At 48.5% G+C, this 20,636-nt stretch carries 15 protein-coding genes and 2 tRNA genes; 9 read left to right on the forward strand and 8 right to left on the reverse strand.

Annotated elements, in window-relative coordinates:
• Window positions 1–11: 11 nt before the first annotated feature.
• The 3 genes from pepT to Q0R57_RS11420 all read right to left on the reverse strand — a co-directional run bounded on the left by pepT (window position 12) and on the right by Q0R57_RS11420 (window position 1,447).
• Entirely contained in the window at window positions 12–1,235 is a 1,224-nt protein-coding gene (gene pepT, locus Q0R57_RS11410; protein WP_294747625.1) for a peptidase T, read from the reverse strand.
• Between the two features lie 54 nt (window positions 1,236–1,289).
• Window positions 1,290–1,364 (reverse strand) — tRNA-Val (locus Q0R57_RS11415).
• Window positions 1,365–1,373: 9 nt separating this feature from the next.
• Window positions 1,374–1,447: transfer RNA gene (locus Q0R57_RS11420), tRNA-Arg, on the reverse strand.
• A gap of 205 nt (window positions 1,448–1,652) precedes the next feature.
• Here Q0R57_RS11420 and Q0R57_RS11425 point away from each other — a divergent pair.
• Genes Q0R57_RS11425 through Q0R57_RS11435 form a run of 3 tightly spaced genes read left to right on the forward strand, consistent with a single transcriptional unit; the run spans window position 1,653 to window position 4,281 of the window.
• Window positions 1,653–2,507, forward strand: coding sequence for a DUF4348 domain-containing protein (locus Q0R57_RS11425; protein ID WP_294747628.1), 855 nt, complete (start codon window positions 1,653–1,655; stop codon window positions 2,505–2,507).
• Window positions 2,507–3,523 (forward strand): UDP-N-acetylmuramate dehydrogenase, encoded by a 1,017-nt coding sequence (gene murB, locus Q0R57_RS11430; protein ID WP_294747632.1) that lies wholly within the window; start codon window positions 2,507–2,509, stop codon window positions 3,521–3,523. The genes Q0R57_RS11425 and murB overlap by 1 nt, the downstream gene beginning before the upstream one ends.
• On the forward strand, window positions 3,520–4,281 hold the full coding sequence (locus Q0R57_RS11435) for an MBL fold metallo-hydrolase (RefSeq protein ID WP_294747634.1): 762 nt from the start codon (window positions 3,520–3,522) through the stop codon (window positions 4,279–4,281). Before murB ends, Q0R57_RS11435 begins: the two co-directional genes overlap by 4 nt.
• A gap of 9 nt (window positions 4,282–4,290) precedes the next feature.
• Here the strand turns inward: Q0R57_RS11435 and Q0R57_RS11440 are convergent, their stop codons facing one another.
• The 4 genes from Q0R57_RS11440 to Q0R57_RS11455 form a co-directional block, all read right to left on the reverse strand.
• Window positions 4,291–6,000 (reverse strand): ATP-dependent DNA helicase RecQ, encoded by a 1,710-nt coding sequence (locus Q0R57_RS11440; protein WP_294747636.1) that lies wholly within the window; start codon window positions 5,998–6,000, stop codon window positions 4,291–4,293.
• Window positions 6,001–6,026: 26 nt separating this feature from the next.
• Window positions 6,027–7,751 carry a single-stranded-DNA-specific exonuclease RecJ gene (gene recJ / locus Q0R57_RS11445; RefSeq protein ID WP_294747639.1) on the reverse strand — a complete coding sequence of 575 codons (1,725 nt, stop codon included), beginning with the start codon at window positions 7,749–7,751 and terminating at the stop codon, window positions 6,027–6,029.
• A 155-nt stretch (window positions 7,752–7,906) separates the two neighbouring features.
• The gene (locus Q0R57_RS11450) at window positions 7,907–9,106 is read right to left on the reverse strand and encodes a C1 family peptidase (protein WP_294747641.1); all 1,200 of its coding nucleotides are present in this window, start codon (window positions 9,104–9,106) and stop codon (window positions 7,907–7,909) included.
• Window positions 9,107–9,112: 6 nt separating this feature from the next.
• Entirely contained in the window at window positions 9,113–10,510 is a 1,398-nt protein-coding gene (locus Q0R57_RS11455; protein WP_294747644.1) for an aminopeptidase P family protein, read from the reverse strand.
• A 103-nt stretch (window positions 10,511–10,613) separates the two neighbouring features.
• Here Q0R57_RS11455 and Q0R57_RS11460 point away from each other — a divergent pair, with 103 nt between their 5' ends.
• Together Q0R57_RS11460 and trpS are read left to right on the forward strand one after the other, a co-directional pair.
• Window positions 10,614–11,462: a patatin family protein gene (locus Q0R57_RS11460; RefSeq protein ID WP_294747647.1), complete on the forward strand. Its 849-nt coding sequence runs from the start codon at window positions 10,614–10,616 to the stop codon at window positions 11,460–11,462.
• A gap of 54 nt (window positions 11,463–11,516) precedes the next feature.
• On the forward strand, window positions 11,517–12,563 hold the full coding sequence (gene trpS, locus Q0R57_RS11465) for a tryptophan--tRNA ligase (protein ID WP_294747649.1): 1,047 nt from the start codon (window positions 11,517–11,519) through the stop codon (window positions 12,561–12,563).
• Window positions 12,564–12,578: 15 nt separating this feature from the next.
• On the opposite strand, the gene dnaB is transcribed toward trpS, so the two are convergent.
• Window positions 12,579–14,114 (reverse strand): replicative DNA helicase, encoded by a 1,536-nt coding sequence (dnaB, locus tag Q0R57_RS11470; RefSeq protein ID WP_294747652.1) that lies wholly within the window; start codon window positions 14,112–14,114, stop codon window positions 12,579–12,581.
• Between the two features lie 138 nt (window positions 14,115–14,252).
• On the opposite strand from dnaB, the gene Q0R57_RS11475 reads away from it, so the two are divergent.
• The 4 genes from Q0R57_RS11475 to ettA all read left to right on the forward strand — a co-directional run bounded on the left by Q0R57_RS11475 (window position 14,253) and on the right by ettA (window position 20,579).
• The gene (locus Q0R57_RS11475; protein WP_294747655.1) at window positions 14,253–17,321 is read left to right on the forward strand and encodes a TonB-dependent receptor; all 3,069 of its coding nucleotides are present in this window, start codon (window positions 14,253–14,255) and stop codon (window positions 17,319–17,321) included.
• Between the two features lie 86 nt (window positions 17,322–17,407).
• A complete protein-coding gene (locus Q0R57_RS11480) occupies window positions 17,408–18,484 on the forward strand; it encodes a glycerate kinase (RefSeq protein ID WP_294747657.1) in 1,077 nt (358 codons plus the stop codon).
• A gap of 32 nt (window positions 18,485–18,516) precedes the next feature.
• Window positions 18,517–18,816, forward strand: coding sequence for a DUF4491 family protein (locus tag Q0R57_RS11485; protein ID WP_294747711.1), 300 nt, complete (start codon window positions 18,517–18,519; stop codon window positions 18,814–18,816).
• Between the two features lie 44 nt (window positions 18,817–18,860).
• Entirely contained in the window at window positions 18,861–20,579 is a 1,719-nt protein-coding gene (gene ettA / locus Q0R57_RS11490; RefSeq protein ID WP_294747660.1) for an energy-dependent translational throttle protein EttA, read from the forward strand.
• Window positions 20,580–20,636: the final 57 nt, after the last annotated feature.

A 20,636-nucleotide genomic window follows, 5' to 3' on the forward strand; every position in this document is an offset into this window, starting at 1 on the left:
TTGGTTCGTGATTAAGAATTGTATTCAGCAGTCAGTTCGCATATTTTTACGATGACCTGCATGGCCTTCTCCATGGATTGGATGGGCACAAACTCGTAGGGACCGTGGAAGTTGATGCCGCCAGCAAAAATGTTGGGGCAGGGTAGACCCTTGAACGACAACTGAGCGCCATCGGTGCCACCGCGGATGGGTTTGACCTTCGGAGCCACACCACAATCCTGCATGGCACGCAGCACCAAGTCGATGACGTGCATCTGCGGGTCTATCTTCTCCTTCATGTTATAGTACTGGTCCTTCACCTCGGCAGTAACCGTTCCATCGCCGTATTTCTGGTTCATCTGCTCCACAACCTGCAGAATGAAACGCTTGCGGGCTTCGAACTTCTCGCGGTCGTGGTCGCGGATGATATAACTCAATTTGGCTTGCTCGGTCTGTGTTTGCATGCCAGTAAGATGATAGAAACCCTGATAGCCTTCGGTGGTCTCTGGCGTCTCGTCGGCAGGCAGTAGCCCTACCAGCTCAGCAGCAAGAAGCGAGGCGTTGACCATCTTGCCTTTGGCATAGCCTGGATGCACACTTACACCCTTAATGGTAATCTTAGCCGAGGCAGCATTGAAGTTCTCAAACTCCAACTCGCCTACATCACCACCGTCCATCGTATAGGCCCACTCACAGCCAAACTTCTCCACGTCAAAATGATGGGCACCCATGCCAATCTCCTCGTCAGGATTGAAGGCAACGCGAATCTTGCCGTGCTTTATTTCCTTATGTTCCTGCAGATAAACCATAGCCTGCATAATCTCAGCAATACCCGCCTTATCGTCGGCACCTAACAATGTGTGGCCGTCGGTCACTATCAAGTCTTCACCCCTGTGCAGCAGCAACTCGGGGAACTTGCCTGGCGACAGCATAATGCCGTCAGACAACAGGATGTCGCTGCCCTCGTAGTTCTCAACAATACGTGGCTTAATTTCGGCACCCGAGCAATCGGGACTGGTGTCATAGTGAGAAATAAAACCTATGGTGGGCGCATGGCCTTTCATATTTGAAGGCAGCGTGGCGTAGAGGTAACCCTTGTCGTCCATTTCCACGTCCTGTAGACCCTCGCGCTCCATCTCTTCTTTCAGATAGCGGGCAAAGACCAACTGTTTGGAGGTACTGGGCACGCTTTCGCTCTCTTCCGACGACTGCGTGTCGAACTTGGTGTAGTTTAAGAATCTTTCTGTAATATTCATTTGTATGGTTTTTGATTAAAAAAAGGCAGGACTGATATCCTGCCTCACTTTTTGTAGGAACAATGGGACTCGAACCCATGACCTCTTCAATGTGACTGAAGCGCTCTAAACCAACTGAGCTATGCTCCTGTGCATTTGTGAACCCGAAGGGATTCAAACCCTTGACCTTCAGAACCGGAATCTGACGCTCTATTCAGCTAAGCTACGGGTCCCCTTGCGTTCGTTTGCGGGTGCAAAATTACACATTTTATTTTATTCCTGCAAATTTTTGATGAGATATTTGCAACGGATTAAGGAATAATTCGCACCTCTGACCTTGGGCCGAAGGCACTTTCACTCGAAAATGAAAGAAATATTCTATTTCCTTTTGCATTTTGCTCGCTTATTCGTACCTTTGCATGCCGAAAAGATAAAAAGATGAAAAGGAATCTGGTAATTGGAGTGCTGACAGCCTGTCTGTTGACGGGTTGTAAACAGGGTAAAACCTCCTTTTTCAGTGACTCTGCTGCCGATGTGGACTCGACAGAGACAACAGAAAATTACCTCGAAGATGCTGACGAGGAAGATATGGATGAGCTCATTTCGGAAGAGCCCATGCCACAGGCGGCTGAAGAATTGTTCGATGATTTCTTCTTTAACTTCGCCTCAAATCGCCGATTGCAGTTCGAACGTATTCATTTCCCCTTGGTGATTCGTTCAGACGCTAAGACCGACACGCTGGAACGTTCGGAATGGCAGATGAACCACTTCTTCATGCATCAGGAGGAGTACACCCTGATTTTTGACAGCGAGCAGCAGATGGATATCGTCAAAGATACCACTATCAACGAGGTGGTCGTGGAAAAGATTTTCCTTAGTCAGGCCTTTGTGCATCGTTATATCTTTCGTCGGGAAAACGGACAATGGATGCTTGACGCTATTGACAAACAGACGCTCTCCCTCAATCACAACGCTTCATTCCTGGCTTTCTACCGTCGTTTTGCTACCGATTCGATATTCTGTCATAAGAGCCTGAGTCCGGAGATAAACTTCGTGGGGCCAGACCCCGACGATGAGTTCGGACAGATGGAAGGCGTCATCACGCCCGATTTCTGGGATGCTTTTGCTCCCGACCTGCCTCACGATACTATATATAATATTGTATATGGTCATCAGAACCACCATTCGGATTATAAGATTTTTGTGATGCGCGGCATTTCGAATGGTCAAGAGGTGGAACTTACCTTCCATCACGAGAAGGATAAATGGAAACTGGTAAAACTGACTGAATAATGAAAGACCTGTGCAATTACAGCCTGTTGGCACACAATACCTTCGGCATTGAAGCCTGTTGTGACCGATTCCTGGAGTATAACACCATTCAGGAGGCGCAACTTGTGGCCCAGATGGTGAAAGGACAGGAACCACTACTGCTGATTGGTGGTGGCAGTAACTTGTTGCTGACTAATGATTTCCACGGCATCGTGGTGCATTCGGCCATCAAGGGTCACGAGGTGGTTAGCGAGACGACTGACGAGGTGCTGTTGCGCGTAGGAAGCGGTGAGGTGTGGGACGATATTGTTGCCCTGTGCGTTGATAATGGCTGGTACGGTGCCGAGAATTTATCGCTAATACCTGGAGAGGTGGGTGCTTCTGCTGTGCAGAACATTGGGGCCTATGGTGCCGAAGCTTCGCATATTATAGATAAGGTGGAAACGGTAAGACTGATTGATGGCTCATGCTGTCAAATGATGGCGAGCGAATGTTGCTATGGCTATCGACAGAGTCGTTTCAAACAGGACTGGAAAAACCGCTATCTTATCACTCATGTCACTTATCGACTGTCGAAGACCTTTTCACCATGTCTGGACTATGGCAACATTAGAGCCGAACTGGAGCAAAGAGCCATTAGCAATCCTACAGCCCAGCAACTGCGCGACGTTATCATCGCCATTCGCCAGCAGAAATTGCCCGACCCGAAGATTGAGGGGAATGCTGGCAGTTTCTTTATGAACCCTGTGGTGAGTCGCAAACAGTTTGAACAACTGCTGACGCAATATCCGCAGATGCCCCATTACTTTGTTGACGAGGCTCACGAAAAGATTCCTGCAGGATGGCTCATAGATCAATGTGGATGGAAGGGTCGCTCGCTAGGACGTGCCGGCGTGCATAGTCGTCAGGCCTTGGTGCTTGTCAATCGAGGCGGTGCTACTGGCAGCGACATCGTTCGTCTGTGCCAGGCGGTTTGCCGCGATGTCAAGGCCCAGTTTGATATTCTGTTATTCCCAGAGGTAAACATTATTTCATGACAATAACGATACTTGGAACAGGAACTTCATGTGGCGTGCCAGTAGTGGGATGCCAATGTGATGTGTGTCAGAGTACTCATCCAAAGGACAAACGTCTGCGCTGCTCCATTCTTGTTGAGACAGAACAGACACGACTGCTCATCGATGCCGGACCCGATTTCCGTCAGCAGATGCTCACACAGCCTTTCCGTCGTATCGACGGCATTCTTGTTACCCATTCCCATTACGATCATGTGGGCGGAATGGACGATATTCGACCTTACTGCCAGTTCGGCAAAATGGAGGTCTATGCTGATGCCATTGCCCGCCAGGGTATGCTAGAAATGCTGCCTTATTGTTTTGCTGAGAATCGCTATCCTGGTGTGCCGCAGATTGGTCTTAATGAGATTCGTGCAGGCGAAGCTTTCACCATTGGCGACATCGAGGTGCTTCCCGTGCAAGTGATGCATGGAAAGCTGCCCATACTAGGTTATCGTTTTGGCACGTTTGCCTATATCACCGACATGAAAAGCATAGATCCTGAACAGGTAAAACTGCTTCGGGGCGTAGAAACGTTGATGGTCAATGCCTTGCGTTTTGACCGTCCGCATCACTCACATCAATTGGTTGATGATGCTATCGCCTTTGCACGTCAGGTGGGCGCACGTCGTACACTTCTCACTCATATGTGTCATGACATAGGACTGCACGACGAGGTGAACCGCCGTCTGCCCTCGGGATTTGAACTGGCATTTGACGGTCAGGTGCTGGAAATTTAACAGTTACGTTTATTCTTTGCCACCTAGGCATACATCGCACATGCCGCAATCGTCAGTACGGTCTTCGCCAAAATAGCGGAGCAGTAGACGGCTGCGACAAATGAGGTCGCAGGTAGCGTATTCAAGCATCTTGTCGGTGCGATGGACATAGCGTGCCTTGAGGTCGTCATAAACGGCGGGTGGAATAATCAAGTGCTGCGAGTCCTCGCGACGCTGGGTGAAGCGGATAAAAGGAATATGCTTCTGGGGGATGAAACTTAAAATGTGCTTCTGGTTGAGATTGGTGAGAATCATATAGACCTGCTGCGGCGTGAGGTCGCATTGCTGGGCGATGATACTTTCGTCAATATAGCCATAGTCCTGGAACAAACCAGTATAAGTTCGAAGCAATGCCACAATGACGGCATCCTCGCGTGGTTCGTTGTCACGCAGACGGTAGAGATCATCGCGTCCTAACAAAAACATGACACGGGCCTGAGCCTCATCTTCATCGCGATAGTCAATATAGCCAGCGCGGGTGAGAATGTTGAGCGCCGAGATGGTGGGGATAGGGAAATGACGATAGGTCTGACAGAAACGTTCCACAGGAAACTCGAACGTGGCGTTATAGCCCGAGCCTACAGCTATCTGATAGAAATAGGCCAGTTGGTCGTAAATCTCGCAGATAAACTCTTTGTCGGGAAAAGTGTCGACGACACGTTTGCGAAGTTTCATCTTGTCATTGTCGTCGTAGAGCAGTACGGCATAAGACTTTTGACCGTCACGTCCAGCACGGCCAGCCTCCTGGAAATATGCCTCAAGACTATCTGGGCAGTCAATATGAATCACCACACGCACGTCAGGTTTATCAATACCCATGCCGAAGGCGTTGGTAGCCACCATTACCCGCACTTTATTTTTCTGCCAGTCCATCTGTCGTTGGTCTTTTAATGTATTGTCGAGGCCAGCATGAAAGAAGGTGGCCTTGATGCCTGACTTATTTAGCAGGTCGGCATATTCCCTGGTGCGCTGGCGACTGCGTACATAGACGATGGCCGAGCCAGGCACGCTCTGAAGAATATGGACCAGTTGCTGCTCCTTGTTGAAGGTGCGGCGCACCACATAAGCCAAGTTTTTGCGTTCAAAGCTCATGCGAAAGACGCATTTTTTTTGAAAGTGCAGCCGGTTCTGAATGTCGTCGACGACCTCAGGGGTCGCTGTGGCTGTTAGAGCAAGCACAGGGATGTCAGGCACCAAACGACGAATGTCAGCTATAGCGAGGTAAGAAGGCCGGAAGTCATAGCCCCATTGACTGATGCAATGGGCCTCATCCACGCAGATAAAGCACACCTTCATGTGACGTAGCTTCTGTTGGAATAGTTCGGACGACAGACGTTCAGGCGATATGTAGAGCAGTTTGACAGCGCCAAAGACGGCATTTTCGAGTGTCTGCAGTATCTGGTCGTGGGTCAGCCCCGTATAGATAGCTGCTGCCTTGATGCCTCTGCTACGTAAGTTCTGCACCTGGTCTTTCATCAGGGCGATGAGGGGCGTGATAACAATACAAACACCTTCCTGAGCCAATGCCGGCACCTGGAAGGTGATGCTCTTGCCTCCACCTGTGGGCATTAGACCCAATGTGTCTTGGCCGGAAAGGATAGACTCGATAATCTCGCGCTGAATACCACGAAAATCATCATAGCCCCAATATTTCTTCAAGATTTTTTTGAAGTCCTCCATAAACCTCAAATCTTAAATCTCCAACTTCAAACCTCTTCTGATGGCTTAATGTCTTCAATCTGCAGTTGCACCTCGCTACGCTTGTAGATATTCTCTTCGATGGTGTAGCAGATGTCGAACGAACGCTTGGACTTGATATAGCGAGCCGCTTGGCTTTGGCCGAAGGCGATGCCGTTCATGACGTTCGATGAACGAGAGTCTACTAGTTCGAGTTTAATATGCTCTTGCTGCTTACCCACCACTTTCGAAGTACCGTAGTCATAAACACGTCGCGTGCAGAACAGTGGCTTGGGATTGTCGGGACCGTGGGGTGCAAACTTCTTTAGGTCGTTGTGCAACTTCTTGGTGATGTCCTTGAAGTCTATTTCGGCCTCGATGTCGAGCGTGGCTTCGGTCTGTTCTATGTGGATATGCTCGCTGACATATTGTTGGAAGCGGCGACGGAACTCAGGAATGTTCTCAACCTTAAGCGTCAAGCCAACAGCATAGGTATGGCCGCCAAAGTTCTCTAGGAGGTCGCGGCACGACTTCACGGCATCATAGATATCGTAGCCGGCAACACTTCGTGCCGAGCCTGAAGCTACGCCTTCGTTGCACGAAAGTACTACCGTAGGTCGGTAGTACATATCTGTCATGCGAGAGGCCACGATGCCAACCACGCCTTTCTTCCAACCTTCGCCATAAAGGACGATGGCCGACTGGTGCTCCTGACTCTCCAGACGGGCCACAATCTGGTTGGCCTCTTCGGTCATCTGCTTGTCAATATCCTTGCGTTGCTCGTTGTACTCATTGATATGGGTGGCTTCAGTCAGCGCACGCTGGAAGTCCTTTTCCACTAACAGGTCAACAGTCTCGATGCCATTTTGCACACGACCACTGGCATTGATACGCGGACCAATCTTGAAGATGATGTCGCTCATGGTGATTTCACGACCTGTAAGACCGCATATCTCGATAATGCTCTTCAAACCCACGCTGGGATTCTGGTTCAGCTGTTTCAGTCCGTGAAAGGCCAGAATACGATTTTCACCCATTACCGGCACGATGTCGGCAGCAATGCTGACTGCACAGAAGTCGAGTAGGGGAATGAGTTGTGAGAAAGGAATACCATTGTTCTTGGCAAAAGCCTGCATGAACTTGAACCCTACGCCACATCCACACAGATCCTTGAAAGGATAGGTGGAGTCAACACGCTTGGGATTAAGGATAGCCACCGCGCAAGGCAGTTCATCATCGGGCACATGATGGTCGCAGATGATGAAATCGATGCCGAGCTGCTTGGCATAGGCTATCTCGTCGATGGCCTTGATGCCGCAGTCAAGAACGATGATGAGTTTGACACCTGTTTCCGCCGCATAGTCGAGACCCTTACGGCTAATACCGTAGCCCTCTTCGTAGCGATCAGGAATGTAGTACTCGATGTTCGAGTAAAATTGCTGTAAGAACTTGTACACCAGAGCGACGGCTGTACATCCGTCAACATCGTAGTCACCATAGACCATGATGCGTTCCTTGCGTCCCATGGCATCGTTCAGTCTGTCGACTGCTACGTCCATGTCGTTCATCAGGAAGGGGTCGATGAGTTCGTTGAGCATCGGGCGGAAAAACCGCTTTGCTGCCGACTCAGTCTTGATGCCTCGCCTGATAAGCAAGTCGGCCAGAATGGGACTCATGCCGATTTTCTCGGCCAGCTCGTTAGCCTGTTGCTTGTGCTCGGATGTAGGTTGTTCGTAATTCCATTTAAAATTCATTATATTGTTTATTTTTATCGTCGCTTTAGGTGCTAAAAGTGCCTATTGAGGCAAAATAGCATACAAAGGTAATGATAAAAAATGAAAAAACGGAAGAATCTGTCGAATTTTAACAGAATCTTCCGCATTTTTTACTAATTATTAGAATTCTGGAATCAGATTCCCAATTTCTTGCGGATAGCTTTGGGGATGGCGTTCTTGTTGATGAGAAAGTCCATCGTGTTAGCGGCGATGAATGACTTGGTCATGTACCAGACACCTTTATATTCGCCTGTCTCGCCCCATGAGTTCTTCACCATGTAGTACTCCTTACCATTTTGGTCCTTGGCCACACCAAAGATTAACATGCCGTGGTCGTCGGTCAGCTCCCAATTGTCGAAACGCTCCTGACGCATCTTCTGTGTAGGTACAATCTCAGGAACGGTACAGCCCAGGGAGTCAATGAGATTGCGCTTTTTCTCTGTACTCATCTTCAACCAACGAGCCATGTCGCTTCCCTGCAGACTCTCAGTCTTCTTTGTATCGATGGCATAAGCCAGACCCTGACGAGTGAAACCGTCTTCAGAAACGTCACCGCCCCAGGCTACGGTATAGCCGTTTTCAATGGCGTTGTCGATGACCTGCATCATCTCGTCCATAGGCAGATTATAGCTCAAGGGGAAACGCCAATTGTCCTGTACCTCCACGGCAAAGGCCGTATAGAAGGGATGGTGGGTGTAACTAGTGATACTCACATAGTCGTCGAGGTTGATGCCAAGACTCTCCACAAAGCTTTTTGGTGTGTATTTCTTGCCCTCGTATGTAAACTCCTCAGGACACTCGCCCAGATAGGCGTCGAGAATGCCCTGCAGACCTGCCTTCCATTGGTTTGAAATTTTCTTGGCTGTGCTCTTCGAGATAGCTGCCACATAGGGTTCCAGCAATGAGAAGAACTCGTTGAAGTTGTTAAGAGAGTCGCCATAAAGTGAACCAGGGAAAGGCATGGCATCCTGCGGACAAATGCCGTGGGTTTTCATGGTAGCTAGCACGTCTTCGGCAGAACCGCCCTGGGCAAACTGGCAATCACCATGGAAGCGGACCACCTGGATGGCACGCTCCATGTAGGTCTTGTTGGCCACGAAACTCTCGCAGAGGTCGTAGGTCTTGCCTGTAGCCTTCAGAATTTCTGATTCAAAGAATGAAATCGTAGAATAATCCCAACAAGTACCTGAACGATTTTGGTCCTTGATGCTGGTGATGGGATTCTCCTTGATGGTGGTAAAAATCGGCTTGTTGTTGGCCTTCTTTTCGGCTTCTTGAGCCTGAGCACCAATAGCCAAAAGGCTGATAAGTGCGAGTGATAGTAATTTCTTCATATTCAATTAGTTGTTGCTCATTAATTCTTCTAGTTCTGTAGGATGGTAAGGAATACGTTTCGAGCCTAAGAAACGACAACCGTCATTGGTGATGAGGATATCGTCTTCGATGCGGATGCCGCCAAAATCCTTGTAGGTCTCCAGCAGGTCGAAATTGAGAAATTCCTTACAATGGCCTTCCTTTCGCCACAGGTCGATGAGGTGGGGAATGAAGTAGATACCCGGCTCGTCAGTAAGCACAAAGCCTGGTTCGAGTTTGCGACCCATGCGCAGACAATTGGTACCAAACTGCTCGAGGTTAGGGCGGGTCTCATCGTCGAAGCCAACATAAATCTGTCCTAAACCCTCCATATCGTGTACGTCCATACCCATCATGTGTCCCAGTCCGTGAGGCAGGAACATGGCATGGGCACCGGCGCGAATGGCCTCTTCCGTGTCGCCTTTCATCAGACCTATCTCCTTCAGGCGGTCGGTCATCATGCGACAGACTGCAAAGTGCACGTCTTGATATTTTACGCCAGGTTTGGCTACCTCGAGCACATAGTCGTGGCAGGCTTCCACAATTGAGTATATCTCCAGTTGCTTCTGCGTGAACTTACAACTGACAGGCATGGTGCGAGTATGGTCGGAGCAGTAATCTTCCAACTCGCAACCAGCATCGCAGATGACCAATCGACCCGCTTCCAACTTAGCATCAGAAGGGCTGCCATGCATAATCTCACCATGTTGCGAGAAGATAGTGCCGAAACTATTACCTTGAGACAACGAGCGGGCGATGCCGTCAACCTGTCCAGCTACAAAACGCTCGGTGACACCAGGCTTGATAAGCATTTGAGCGGTGGTGTGCATCACATAGCCTATATCGCAGGCCGCATCAATAATTGCAATCTCCTGTACATCCTTGGTAGCACGCATTTTTACCACAGCCTGGATCAACGGCAAGCTGGCAGCCTCTTTCTGCTTTGAGGGGTGAATGCCCAGCAAGTCCATCAGCTGAATCTTAGTGTCGTGGCGGTAGGGCGGCAGAAAATGAACCTTCCTGTTTGCGGCCAGCGCACGACTACATACAGAACTGAGCTCTGACATTGGTGCTGTTTTGGTAATGCCTACCTCTGCAGCGAGGTCGGCAATGGAGGGCACGTAACCCATCCACACGATATCCTCGATGTCGATATCGTCACCAAAGAGCCACTCTTCATCGTTGTCCACATCAATCAGTCCGACAAGACCGTCGTGATGCAGTCCGAAATAATACAGGAACGAAGAGTCCTGGCGGAAAGGAGCATAGCTGTTGGCCGGATAGTTGGCGGGCGATTCGTTGTTGCCGATAAACAGCAGTAAACCGCTACCAACAAGTCGTTTTAACTCCGAACGACGGCGGATATAAGTTTCTTTTCCAAACATATTGATAAGAAAAATGGTTTCTTTATTCAAATTTGATGCAAAGTTACGCATTTTTTATTAAATTGTTAGTATCTTTGCAGCAAATTTTTCTTAAAACATAGAGATGGAACGATTGGGAAGGGATACTGGACTGGTGCTTGAAGGTGGTGGCATGCGTGGCGTATTCACCAGTGGCGTGCTTGATGCGCTGATGAAGTATGAACGGTATTTCCCATATGTCGTGGCTGTGTCGGCAGGTGCGTGTAATGGTCTTTCCTATATGAGTCGACAACCCCGAAGGGCTCGTTTCTCAAATATTGACATGTTGCGTAAATACGGTTATCTATCGCTTAAACACTTGCTGGTTCAAGGCAGCATTTTCGACCCAAACATCCTTTATGAGCGTTTTCCTGCAGAGATAGTGCCTTTCGACTATGATACTTATGCCAAGAATCCTGCCCCCTTCGAGATGGTAACTACTAACTGTCTGACGGGACAAGCTGAATATTTGAGTGAGAAGCACGATCCGCGTCGCATCACAGCCATAGCCAAGGCCAGTAGTTCGTTGCCTTATGTAGCTCAGATTACGATGGTCGACGGCATCCCGATGCTCGATGGTGGCATTATCGACTCGATACCCGTGTTGCGTGCCACAAGTCAGGGACATCCGTTCAACGTTGTGGTGATGACTCGAAACAAGGGTTTCCGCTCGACTGAACGCGATGTGAACATACCTTCTTTTATTTATAGTGACTATCCACAACTGCGTGAGGCTTTGAGTCATCGTGTAGAGGCCTATAACGCCCAGTTGGAGATGGTGGAACAAATGGAACGCTGGGGAGAAATCCTTGTTATCCGTCCACAGCGAAAAATGGAGGTAGGACGTACTTGTAGTGACGTATCGAAGTTGGAACGACTTTATGAAGAAGGTTTCGAAGAAGGCGAAAAATTTTGTACCAACTATCGTTTATAGAAAAAAAAGTGTTACCTTTGCACGCTGAAACAAAAACTTATTGAAATAAAAGATATGGGAAAAGTAATTTTGACGGGTGACCGTCCTACTGGAAAGTTGCATCTGGGCCACTTTGTGGGTTCTTTGCACCGTCGTGTGGAACTCCAGAATGCTGGTGATTACGACAGGATGTTTGTATTTATGGCCGATGTTCAGGCCCTTACAGATAATGCTGATAATCCTCAGAAGATCCGTAATAGCATCACTCAGGTAGCTCTTGACTATCTGTCGGCCGGACTGGATCCTCAGAAGTGTACGCTTTTCATTCAGAGTCAGATTCCCGAGCTGGCCGAGTTGACCACCTATCTGATGAACCTGATTTCCGTGAGTCGCGTACAGCGCAACCCTACGGTAAAAACGGAAATCAAAATGCGTGGCTTCGAGGGTGAGAGCATTCCTTTAGGTTTCTTCTGCTATCCCGTTTCTCAGGCTGCCGATATCACGCTGTTCAAGGCCACTACTGTTCCTGCTGGCGAAGATCAGGAGCCGATGCTGGAGGTAACACGCGAACTGGTAAATCGTTTCAATAATACCTATGGTCCCGTGTTAGTAGAACCCAACATCATGCTGCCAGAGAATTTGACAGCACGTCGTTTGCCTGGTACCGATGGAAAAGAGAAGATGTCGAAGAGCTTAGGTAACTGTATCTATCTGAGCGATTCTGCTGACGAGGTATGGCAGAAGGTGCGCTCTATGTATACAGATCCCACTCACCTGAACGTCTCTGACCCAGGTCATGTGGAGGGCAATGCCGTATTTACCTATCTCGATGCGTTCTCTACCGATGCTGATTTTCAGAATTTCTGGCCTGAATATCAGAATCTGGACGAGTTGAAGGAGCACTACACCCGTGGTGGTCTGGGCGATATGAAGTGTAAGAAATTCCTTAACGAGGTGCTCAATCAGTATTTGGAGCCTATGCGCCAGCGCAGAACCGAACTTGAGAAGGATATTCCCGAAATTTATAATATCCTGAAGAAAGGTACGGAAGCTGCACGTGAAGTGGGCGCACAAACCATGAGTGAGGTGCGCAAAGCCATGCAGATTGACTATTTCGGATAAAGTGAGAGGTGCCGTTTAGAACGGCATCTCGCCTCTCGGAGCATTGGCGAAGGGGTCGTATCCATCGGGTAGGGGTGCAGGGCCTTCTTCGCCATTAATTTTTGACCCAAGAATCTCACCACCTGCTGCAGAATTCGGTGTCAGACGGCCTTCGTCAGGATTCTCAAAACGTGTGAATTCGCCACGGAAGGTGAGCAGTACATCGCCTGTGGCACCTTTACGATGCTTGGCTATAATTATCTCGGCCATGCCACGCAGGTCGCGTCCTTTATCGTCCTGGAAGATACGATAGTATTCTGGACGATGCACGAAGAGCACCATATCGGCATCCTGCTCAATGGCACCTGACTCACGCAAGTCGCTCAGTTGCGGACGTTTGCCTTCCAAGCCCTCGCGGTTCTCTACACCACGGTTCAACTGTGACAAAGCCAGAATGGGAATATCTAACTCTTTGGCCAGACCTTTCAGCGATCGGCTGATGGTTGACACCTCTTCCTGACGGCTCGAGAACCTCATGCCGTTGGCATTCATCAGCTGCAGGTAGTCAATCATGATAATCTTTACGCCATGCTCGCGAACTAATCGACGGGCCTTGGTACGTAGCTCGAAGACGGAGAGACCAGGGGTGTCATCTACATATAATGGTGCGCCAAGAAGACTGTTTACACGTTTATCCAAACGGTCCCATTCATCAGGTTGAAGCTGACCGTTCAGAATCTTCTTGCCTTCAATTTCGCAGACATTTGACAGCAGACGATTAACCAACTGCTGGTTCGACATTTCCAACGAGAAGAAAGCCATAGGTACCTGACTGTCAGCAGCAATATTCTTGGCCATCGAAAGTGCAAAGGCCGTTTTACCCATTGCAGGGCGTCCGGCTATAATCACCAGGTCAGAGTTTTGCCAGCCACTGGTTTTGTCGTCCAGTCCATGATAGCCGCTCGAGATACCAGTCAGGCCGTCTGTATTCTTCGATGCCTCTTGTATCACCTTCACCGCCTGTGACACCACAGGGTCAATCTGGGTATAGTCCTTCTTCATGTTCTTCTGCGACAACTCGAAGAGGGCACCCTCGGCCTGCTGCATCAGGTCGTCTACATCAATAGTCTCGTCGAAGGCACGTGTCTCAATGTCGCTCGAGAACTGAATGAGCTGACGAGCCAGATATTTCTGGGCAATAATGCGGGCATGATAGTCAATATGAGCAGATGAAGCCACACGAGATGAAATCTCGGCGATATAGGCAGGGCCTCCAACCTCCTCCAGTTTGCCTTCATGGGCTAACTCCTCGGCCACCGTGAGCACATCGACAGGTTGCTCGTTCATCGAGAGCTGTTGAATAGCGGAATATACCATTTGGTTGCGAGGCTCATAGAAACTTTCAGGACGAAGTGTCTCGCATACCACCGCATAAGCATCTTTGTCAATCAACAATGCACCCAGCACAGCTCTCTCTACTTCGAGGGCCTGCGGTTGTAGGTGGGCATAAGTATTGTCGACGGGCTGTTGTTTACGTGACTGTCGACGGTTTGAAGTTTTTTGTTCAGGCATATTTTTGTTATTTTCTGATGCAAAGGTAATACTTTTTTAGTAGATAAGTTCAGTTGAAGTGATTTTTTTTAATTGTCTGTTAAACTTTAATTATCTTCATGCGTCAAAAGTTCAGTAAAAAAACAAAACCAAAGGATAATGAAAAGATTTCTATTCACGATGGCCGTCGTTTTATCGGCTCTCACCATGCAGGCTCAGCGTACCATCACAGGTACAGTGTTGGAAGAAGACACACAAGAGTCCGTCATCCAAGCAACTGTTTCTTTGTTGAAGAGCGATAGCACCCGCGTCGCTAATGCCGTGACTAACATGAACGGACAGTTCACCATGACTGCTCCGTCTGATGGTAAGTATATAGTACGCGTGACATACGTGGGCTATAAGACGCTCTACAAGAACGTGACGATGGCTGGTAAGCCCGTTAATCTTGGTAAGATGAGCCTTAACGTCGATGCTGTGATGCTGAAGGGCGCTACCGTTACTTCTCATCTGGCAAAGGTTCAGTCCAAGGGCGACACGCTGATTTTCAATGCCGACGCTTATCACACCCCAGAAGGTTCAGTAGTTGAGGAACTTGTGAAGCGTATGCCTGGTGTCGATCTCGATGACGATGGTAATATCAAGGTCAATGGTAAGACTGTTACAAAGATTAAGGTTGACGGTAAGGAATTTGGCGACTCAAAGACAGCGCTGAAGAACCTGCCTACTTCTATTATAGAAAAGGTACGCGCATACGACGAAAAGAGCGACCTGGCCCGTATCACAGGTATCGACGATGGTAACGAGCAGACCGTGCTCGACTTCGGCATTCGTGCTGGTATGAATCGCGGTACTATGATAAACGTCGACTTGGGTAAAGGTACTAAAGACCGCTACTCTGGTCGTCTGTTCGGTATGTATATGCGTGATGACTATCGTGTGATGGCTATGCTTAACGCTAACAACACCAACGACCAGGGCATGGGCGGCGGTGGTGGTCGACGCTATGGTGGCGGTATGGGCATGGGCGGAGGCCTCAATGCAGCCAAGACAGGTATGATTAACCTGAACTACGAGAAGACCGACCTAATTATTGCTCAGGCCAGCGTGAATTTCAACCATCGTGATGGTGACTCTTGGTCACGTCGTTCTAGCGAGAACTTTATTGGTAGTACCTCATCATTCCAGAACTCTATCAACCAAAGCTACTCTCGTTCTAACAACTGGAGCGTAACAGGTCGTGTAGAGTGGACTCCCGACACATTGTGGAACATTTCGTTCCGTCCAAACTGGAGTTTCGGCGACAACGATGGTACTGGCAACAACTCATCAGCAACTTTCAATGCTGATCCCTATGATATTGTCGATGAACAAATTTCTTCTGCTGTTATTGCAGAACTTTTAAATAATAATAATAGCAATGATGACATTATAAGCAAGTTACGTAATATTGCTGTCAACGGTTCTGCCAACAAATCACTTTCTTATGGTGAGAACAAGCGTTTGGGCGGTACTTTGCAGATTAACCGCGTGCTCAATGGTCAGGGTCGTAACATCACCGTTCAGTTGACAGGTAACTACAGCGACAACGAGAACAAGCAGTTATCAAACAACTTCACTCGTCTGTTTAAGAGTACTACTACTTTTAACGGCGTTTCAGGTCTTGACAATTATCAGACCAACCGTTACACACTCACTCCTACCAAGTCTTACGACTATAGCGCACGTGCTACTTATAGTGAGCCTATTGCCTACGCCACGTTCCTGCAGTTCAGCTATACCTTCCAGTATCGCTATAACCAGAACGACCGTCAGACGTATGACTATTCTGATCCTCTGCTTTCTGACCCCACTCGTGGTTATGACTTCACAGGCGTCACACCTTCATACGGCAACTGGAATGATTATTTCAATCTGGTTAATAATGGTTATTCTCCTTCTGTAAATGATACTTATTATACAAAGAATCAGAGCCAGTATTCAGAATATACCAACTACATCCACACCGCAGAGGTAATGTTACGCTTTATCCGCAATACCTACGACTTCAACGTTGGTGTTCAGATCATCCCACAGAAGTCACATTATAATCAGGACTATCTGGGACAGTTGGTCGACACAGTCATCAATGTTGTTAACTGGAGTCCTACAGCTAATTTCCGCTGGCGTTTCTCTCAGCAGGGTAACCTCCGCTTCGAGTATCGTGGTAGCTCTAGTCAGCCTTCTCTGAGTCAGTTGCTCGTCCTCAATGACGATACCAACCCCTTGAACAAGACCACTGGTAACCCCAACCTGAAGCCTTCGTTCACCCAGAGCTTCAACCTGCGCTATAACGACTATTTCCAGGATCATCAGCGTTTCATTTTCGCCAATCTGAACTTCTCTACAACGGCTAACAGCATTGCTAACGCAGTACGCTATAATGCCGAGACTGGTGGACAGGAGTCAAAGCCTGAGAATATCAATGGTAATTGGAATGCTGGTGGTAATGTTACTTTCAACTCGGCTATCGACTCATTAGGTTACTTCAACTATAACATTACTCTGCAGGAGAACTACAACCACCGTGTAGGTTATGTTTTTCAGAATCAGGAGACACTGAGAAATACTACTAATTCTCATAACCTCGGTGGTCGTCTGGGTACCAGCTATCGTAACGACTGGTTGGAGGTCGAGCTTAACGGTTCACTCAACTACAACATCACACGTAATGAATTGCAGCCTCAGTCAAACCTCGACACCTATACCTTCTCTTATGGTTTCAATACCACTCTGCAGATGCCTTGGGGCTCACAGTTCACTACAGACCTCAGTATGAACAGTCGTCGTGGTTATACTGATGAGTCGATGAATACCAACGAGCTCATCTGGAATGCACAGATCTCTCATAGTCTGCTGCGTGGCAAGCCCCTCACACTCTCGCTGCAGTTCTACGATATCCTCGGCAAGCAGTCCAACTTCTCACGTACCATCTCGGCTATGGCCCGTACTGATAACGAGTACAACTCAATCAACAGCTACGTGATGTTCCGCGCTAGTTATCGCCTCAACCTCTTCGGCACTCGTCAGGCTCGTATGGGCATGGGTATGGGTGGCTTCGGTGGCGGCATGCCTATGGGCGGCGGCATGGGCGGTGGTAACCGTGGTGGTGGCAACCGTGGTGGCGGTGGCGGCTTCGGCGGTGGACGTCCTGCAGGCGGTGGCTTCGGTGGTCCCGGCATGTTCTAAGATATGATTATGATATTATAACCAAAATACCTTTCTACGCGGGTGTGTCAGAGTGATCTGGTGCACCCGCAATTAACATTAAGCGTATGAAGATTATTGTAGCGATAGATTCATTTAAGAATTGTATGACTTCAAAAGAGGCAAACCATGCTGCATCCGAAGGTATCTGTCAAATTATGCCTGATGCAGAAGTAGTGCAGATAGCTGTTAGCGATGGTGGCGAAGGCTTTTTGGAGGCTTTCCTTACTGCTATTGGCGGTATTCTTGTGGAAGTGTCGGTAAGAGACCCGCTGATGCGCACTGTCCAAGCAAAATATTTGCTGAATGGTGATAAGGCAGTGATTGAGATGGCGCAGGCCAGCGGTCTGACTCTGCTGGCAAACGAAGAGCGAAATCCGATGTTGGCAACAAGTTATGGTACTGGTCAGTTGGTTGCTGATGCAGTCAGGAGAGGTGCCAAACATATTATCGTTGGCCTTGGTGGCAGCGCTACGAGTGATGCTGGTGTTGGGATGCTGCGGGCTTTGACAGACACTTTTGCCAAGGGCGGCAAATGGGATAATATAAAGGCTCTTGAAAATGTTCGTTTTATCATTGCTTCCGACGTAAAGAATCCACTCTGTGGCAACAATGGAGCGGCTCATGTGTTTGCTCCGCAGAAAGGAGCTTCTCCACAAGACATATTGGTTCTGGACGAGCGCGCAAGAAAGTTTGCAGAGATGTCGACCCGTCATTTTGGTTTTGACCGTTCTGAGGCTGAGGGTGCAGGTGCCGCTGGTGGACTTGGTTATGCTTTTCTCCAATACATGAATGCAGAATGTAAGTCAGGCATTGAATTGTTACTCGAGACTATTAATTATTCCGAGATTGTCAAGGATGCCAATCTTGTCATTACAGGCGAAGGTTCTGCCGACCGCCAGACATTAATGGGTAAGTTACCTATGGGAATCCTTCAGCATTCTGGTAATGTTCCTGTCTGTCTGGTAGCAGGACGTTACACTCATCTTGAAGAGCTATTGAAAGCAGGGTTCACTTGTGTAGAATCTATCAGTCCTCATAATATGCCCCTTGAAGAAGCCATGCGTAAAGAGGTGGCCATGCAGAATTTAGAGAATAAAATGATGATTATTGCAGAAAAATGGTTATCTTTGCACAGAAATTAAGTGAGGAGTATCATATAAAAGCAATAACCAACATGTATTTTACAGGCATAATCATCGCTATTTGTACCTTTTTGACTATAGGTATATGGCATCCCATTGTTATCAAGACTGAGTATTATTGGGGTACGCGTCCCTGGTTTATCTATTTAGTCATTGGACTGGCATCCGTCATTGGGGCCCTGTTCATTGAGAACACGGTCATCTCTGCTATCGTTGGCGTGTTCGGCGCCTCGTCACTTTGGGCTATCGGCGAACTCTTCGAGCAGAAGAAGCGTGTAGAAAGAGGTTGGTTTCCAAAGAATCCCAAGAGGGCAGCAGATTATAAGCAATAGTCATCAGTTAGAAAATAGTTGAACACTCATATAATTCAAAAGTCATGGCAATAGTCGACGATAAGAAAGTGATTTTCTCGATGGTTGGAGTGAGCAAGACCATCCAACAGAACCAGAAACAAGTGCTCAAAAACATCTACCTCAGTTTCTTCTATGGTGCCAAGATTGGCATCATCGGCTTGAATGGCGCAGGTAAGTCAACACTTATGAAGATTATTGCGGGACTCGACCAGCAGTATCAGGGTAATGTGGTGTGGAGCCCAGGCTACAGCGTGGGCTATTTGCCTCAGGAGCCACCTTTGAATGAGGAGAAGACGGTGAAGGAAAACGTGATGGAGGGCGTACAGCATGTGTATGATGCGCTGGCTGAATATGATGAGATTAATGTGAAGTTCGGTCTGCCGGAATACTACGAGGACCCTGATAAGATGGATAAGCTGATGCAGCGTCAGGCTGAGTTGCAAGATATCATCGACTCGACAGATGCCTGGAACATGGATTCGAAATTAGACCGTGCGATGGCAGCCCTGAATTGTCCTCCAGGTGACTGGAGTGTTAAGAATCTCTCTGGTGGTGAGCGTCGTCGTGTTGCCTTGTGTCGTCTGTTACTCCAGAAGCCTGATGTGCTGCTGCTTGACGAGCCTACCAACCACCTCGATGCCGAGTCGATAGACTGGTTGGAACAGCACTTGCAACAGTACGAAGGAACGGTGATTGCTGTGACCCACGACCGTTACTTCCTCGATGATGTGGCAGAGTGGATTCTCGAACTGGATCGTGGTGAGGGTATCCCTTGGAAGGGTAACTACTCAAGTTGGCTGGAACAGAAGAGTCAGCGACTGGCTCAGGAAGAGAAGACTGCGTCAAAGCGTCGCAAGACCTTGGAACGCGAGCTGGAGTGGGTACGCATGGCACCGAAAGCCCGTCATGCTAAAGGTAAAGCCCGTCTGAACTCTTACGAGATGATGCTGAACGAGGAACAGAAGCAAAAAGAAGAGAAACTCGAGATATTCATCCCCAATGGTCCGCGCTTAGGTAATAAGGTGATTGAGGCAGAGCATGTGGCAAAGTCATATCCTGAGAAGGTATTGTTCAAAGACCTCAATTTCGTATTGCCGCCCAACGGCATTGTAGGAGTTATTGGCCCCAATGGTGCTGGTAAGACCACGCTGTTCCGTCTGATTATGGGCTTGGAGCAAGCCGATGCTGGATCGTTTTCTGTTGGCGAGACCGTCAAGCTGTCCTACGTTGATCAGCAGCACAAGGATATAGACCCCAATAAGTCTGTATACGAGGTGGTGTCGCAAGGCAACGAGACCATCCGGATGGGTGGCAAGGATGTTAACGTGCGAGCATACCTCTCAAGATTTAACTTCAGCGGTGCTGATCAGGAAAAGAAATGTGGCGTGCTCTCTGGTGGTGAGCGCAACCGCCTGCATCTGGCTATTGCTTTAAAGCAGGAAGGCAACGTGCTGTTGCTCGACGAGCCCACCAACGATATCGATGTGAATACCCTTCGTGCTCTCGAAGAAGGTCTGGAGGCCTTTGCTGGTTGTGCAGTCATCATCAGTCACGACCGCTGGTTCCTGGATCGTATCTGTACGCATATCCTGGCGTTTGAAGGACCATTTGTTGGCGACGGAAGTGAAGGCAACGTCTTCTATTTCGAGGGCAACTATAGTGAGTATGAAACTAACAAGGCCCAGCGACTGGGACTGGAGGAACCCAAGCGAGCCCGCTATCGCAAGTTGATGGATGAATAAAATAACGGCCCAGTAAGCAATTCGCTTCTGGGCCGTCTTTCTTTTATGTCTTTCAGG

The organism is uncultured Prevotella sp. (genome assembly GCF_946407605.1).
Taxonomy (GTDB): Bacteria; Bacteroidota; Bacteroidia; order Bacteroidales; family Bacteroidaceae; genus Prevotella.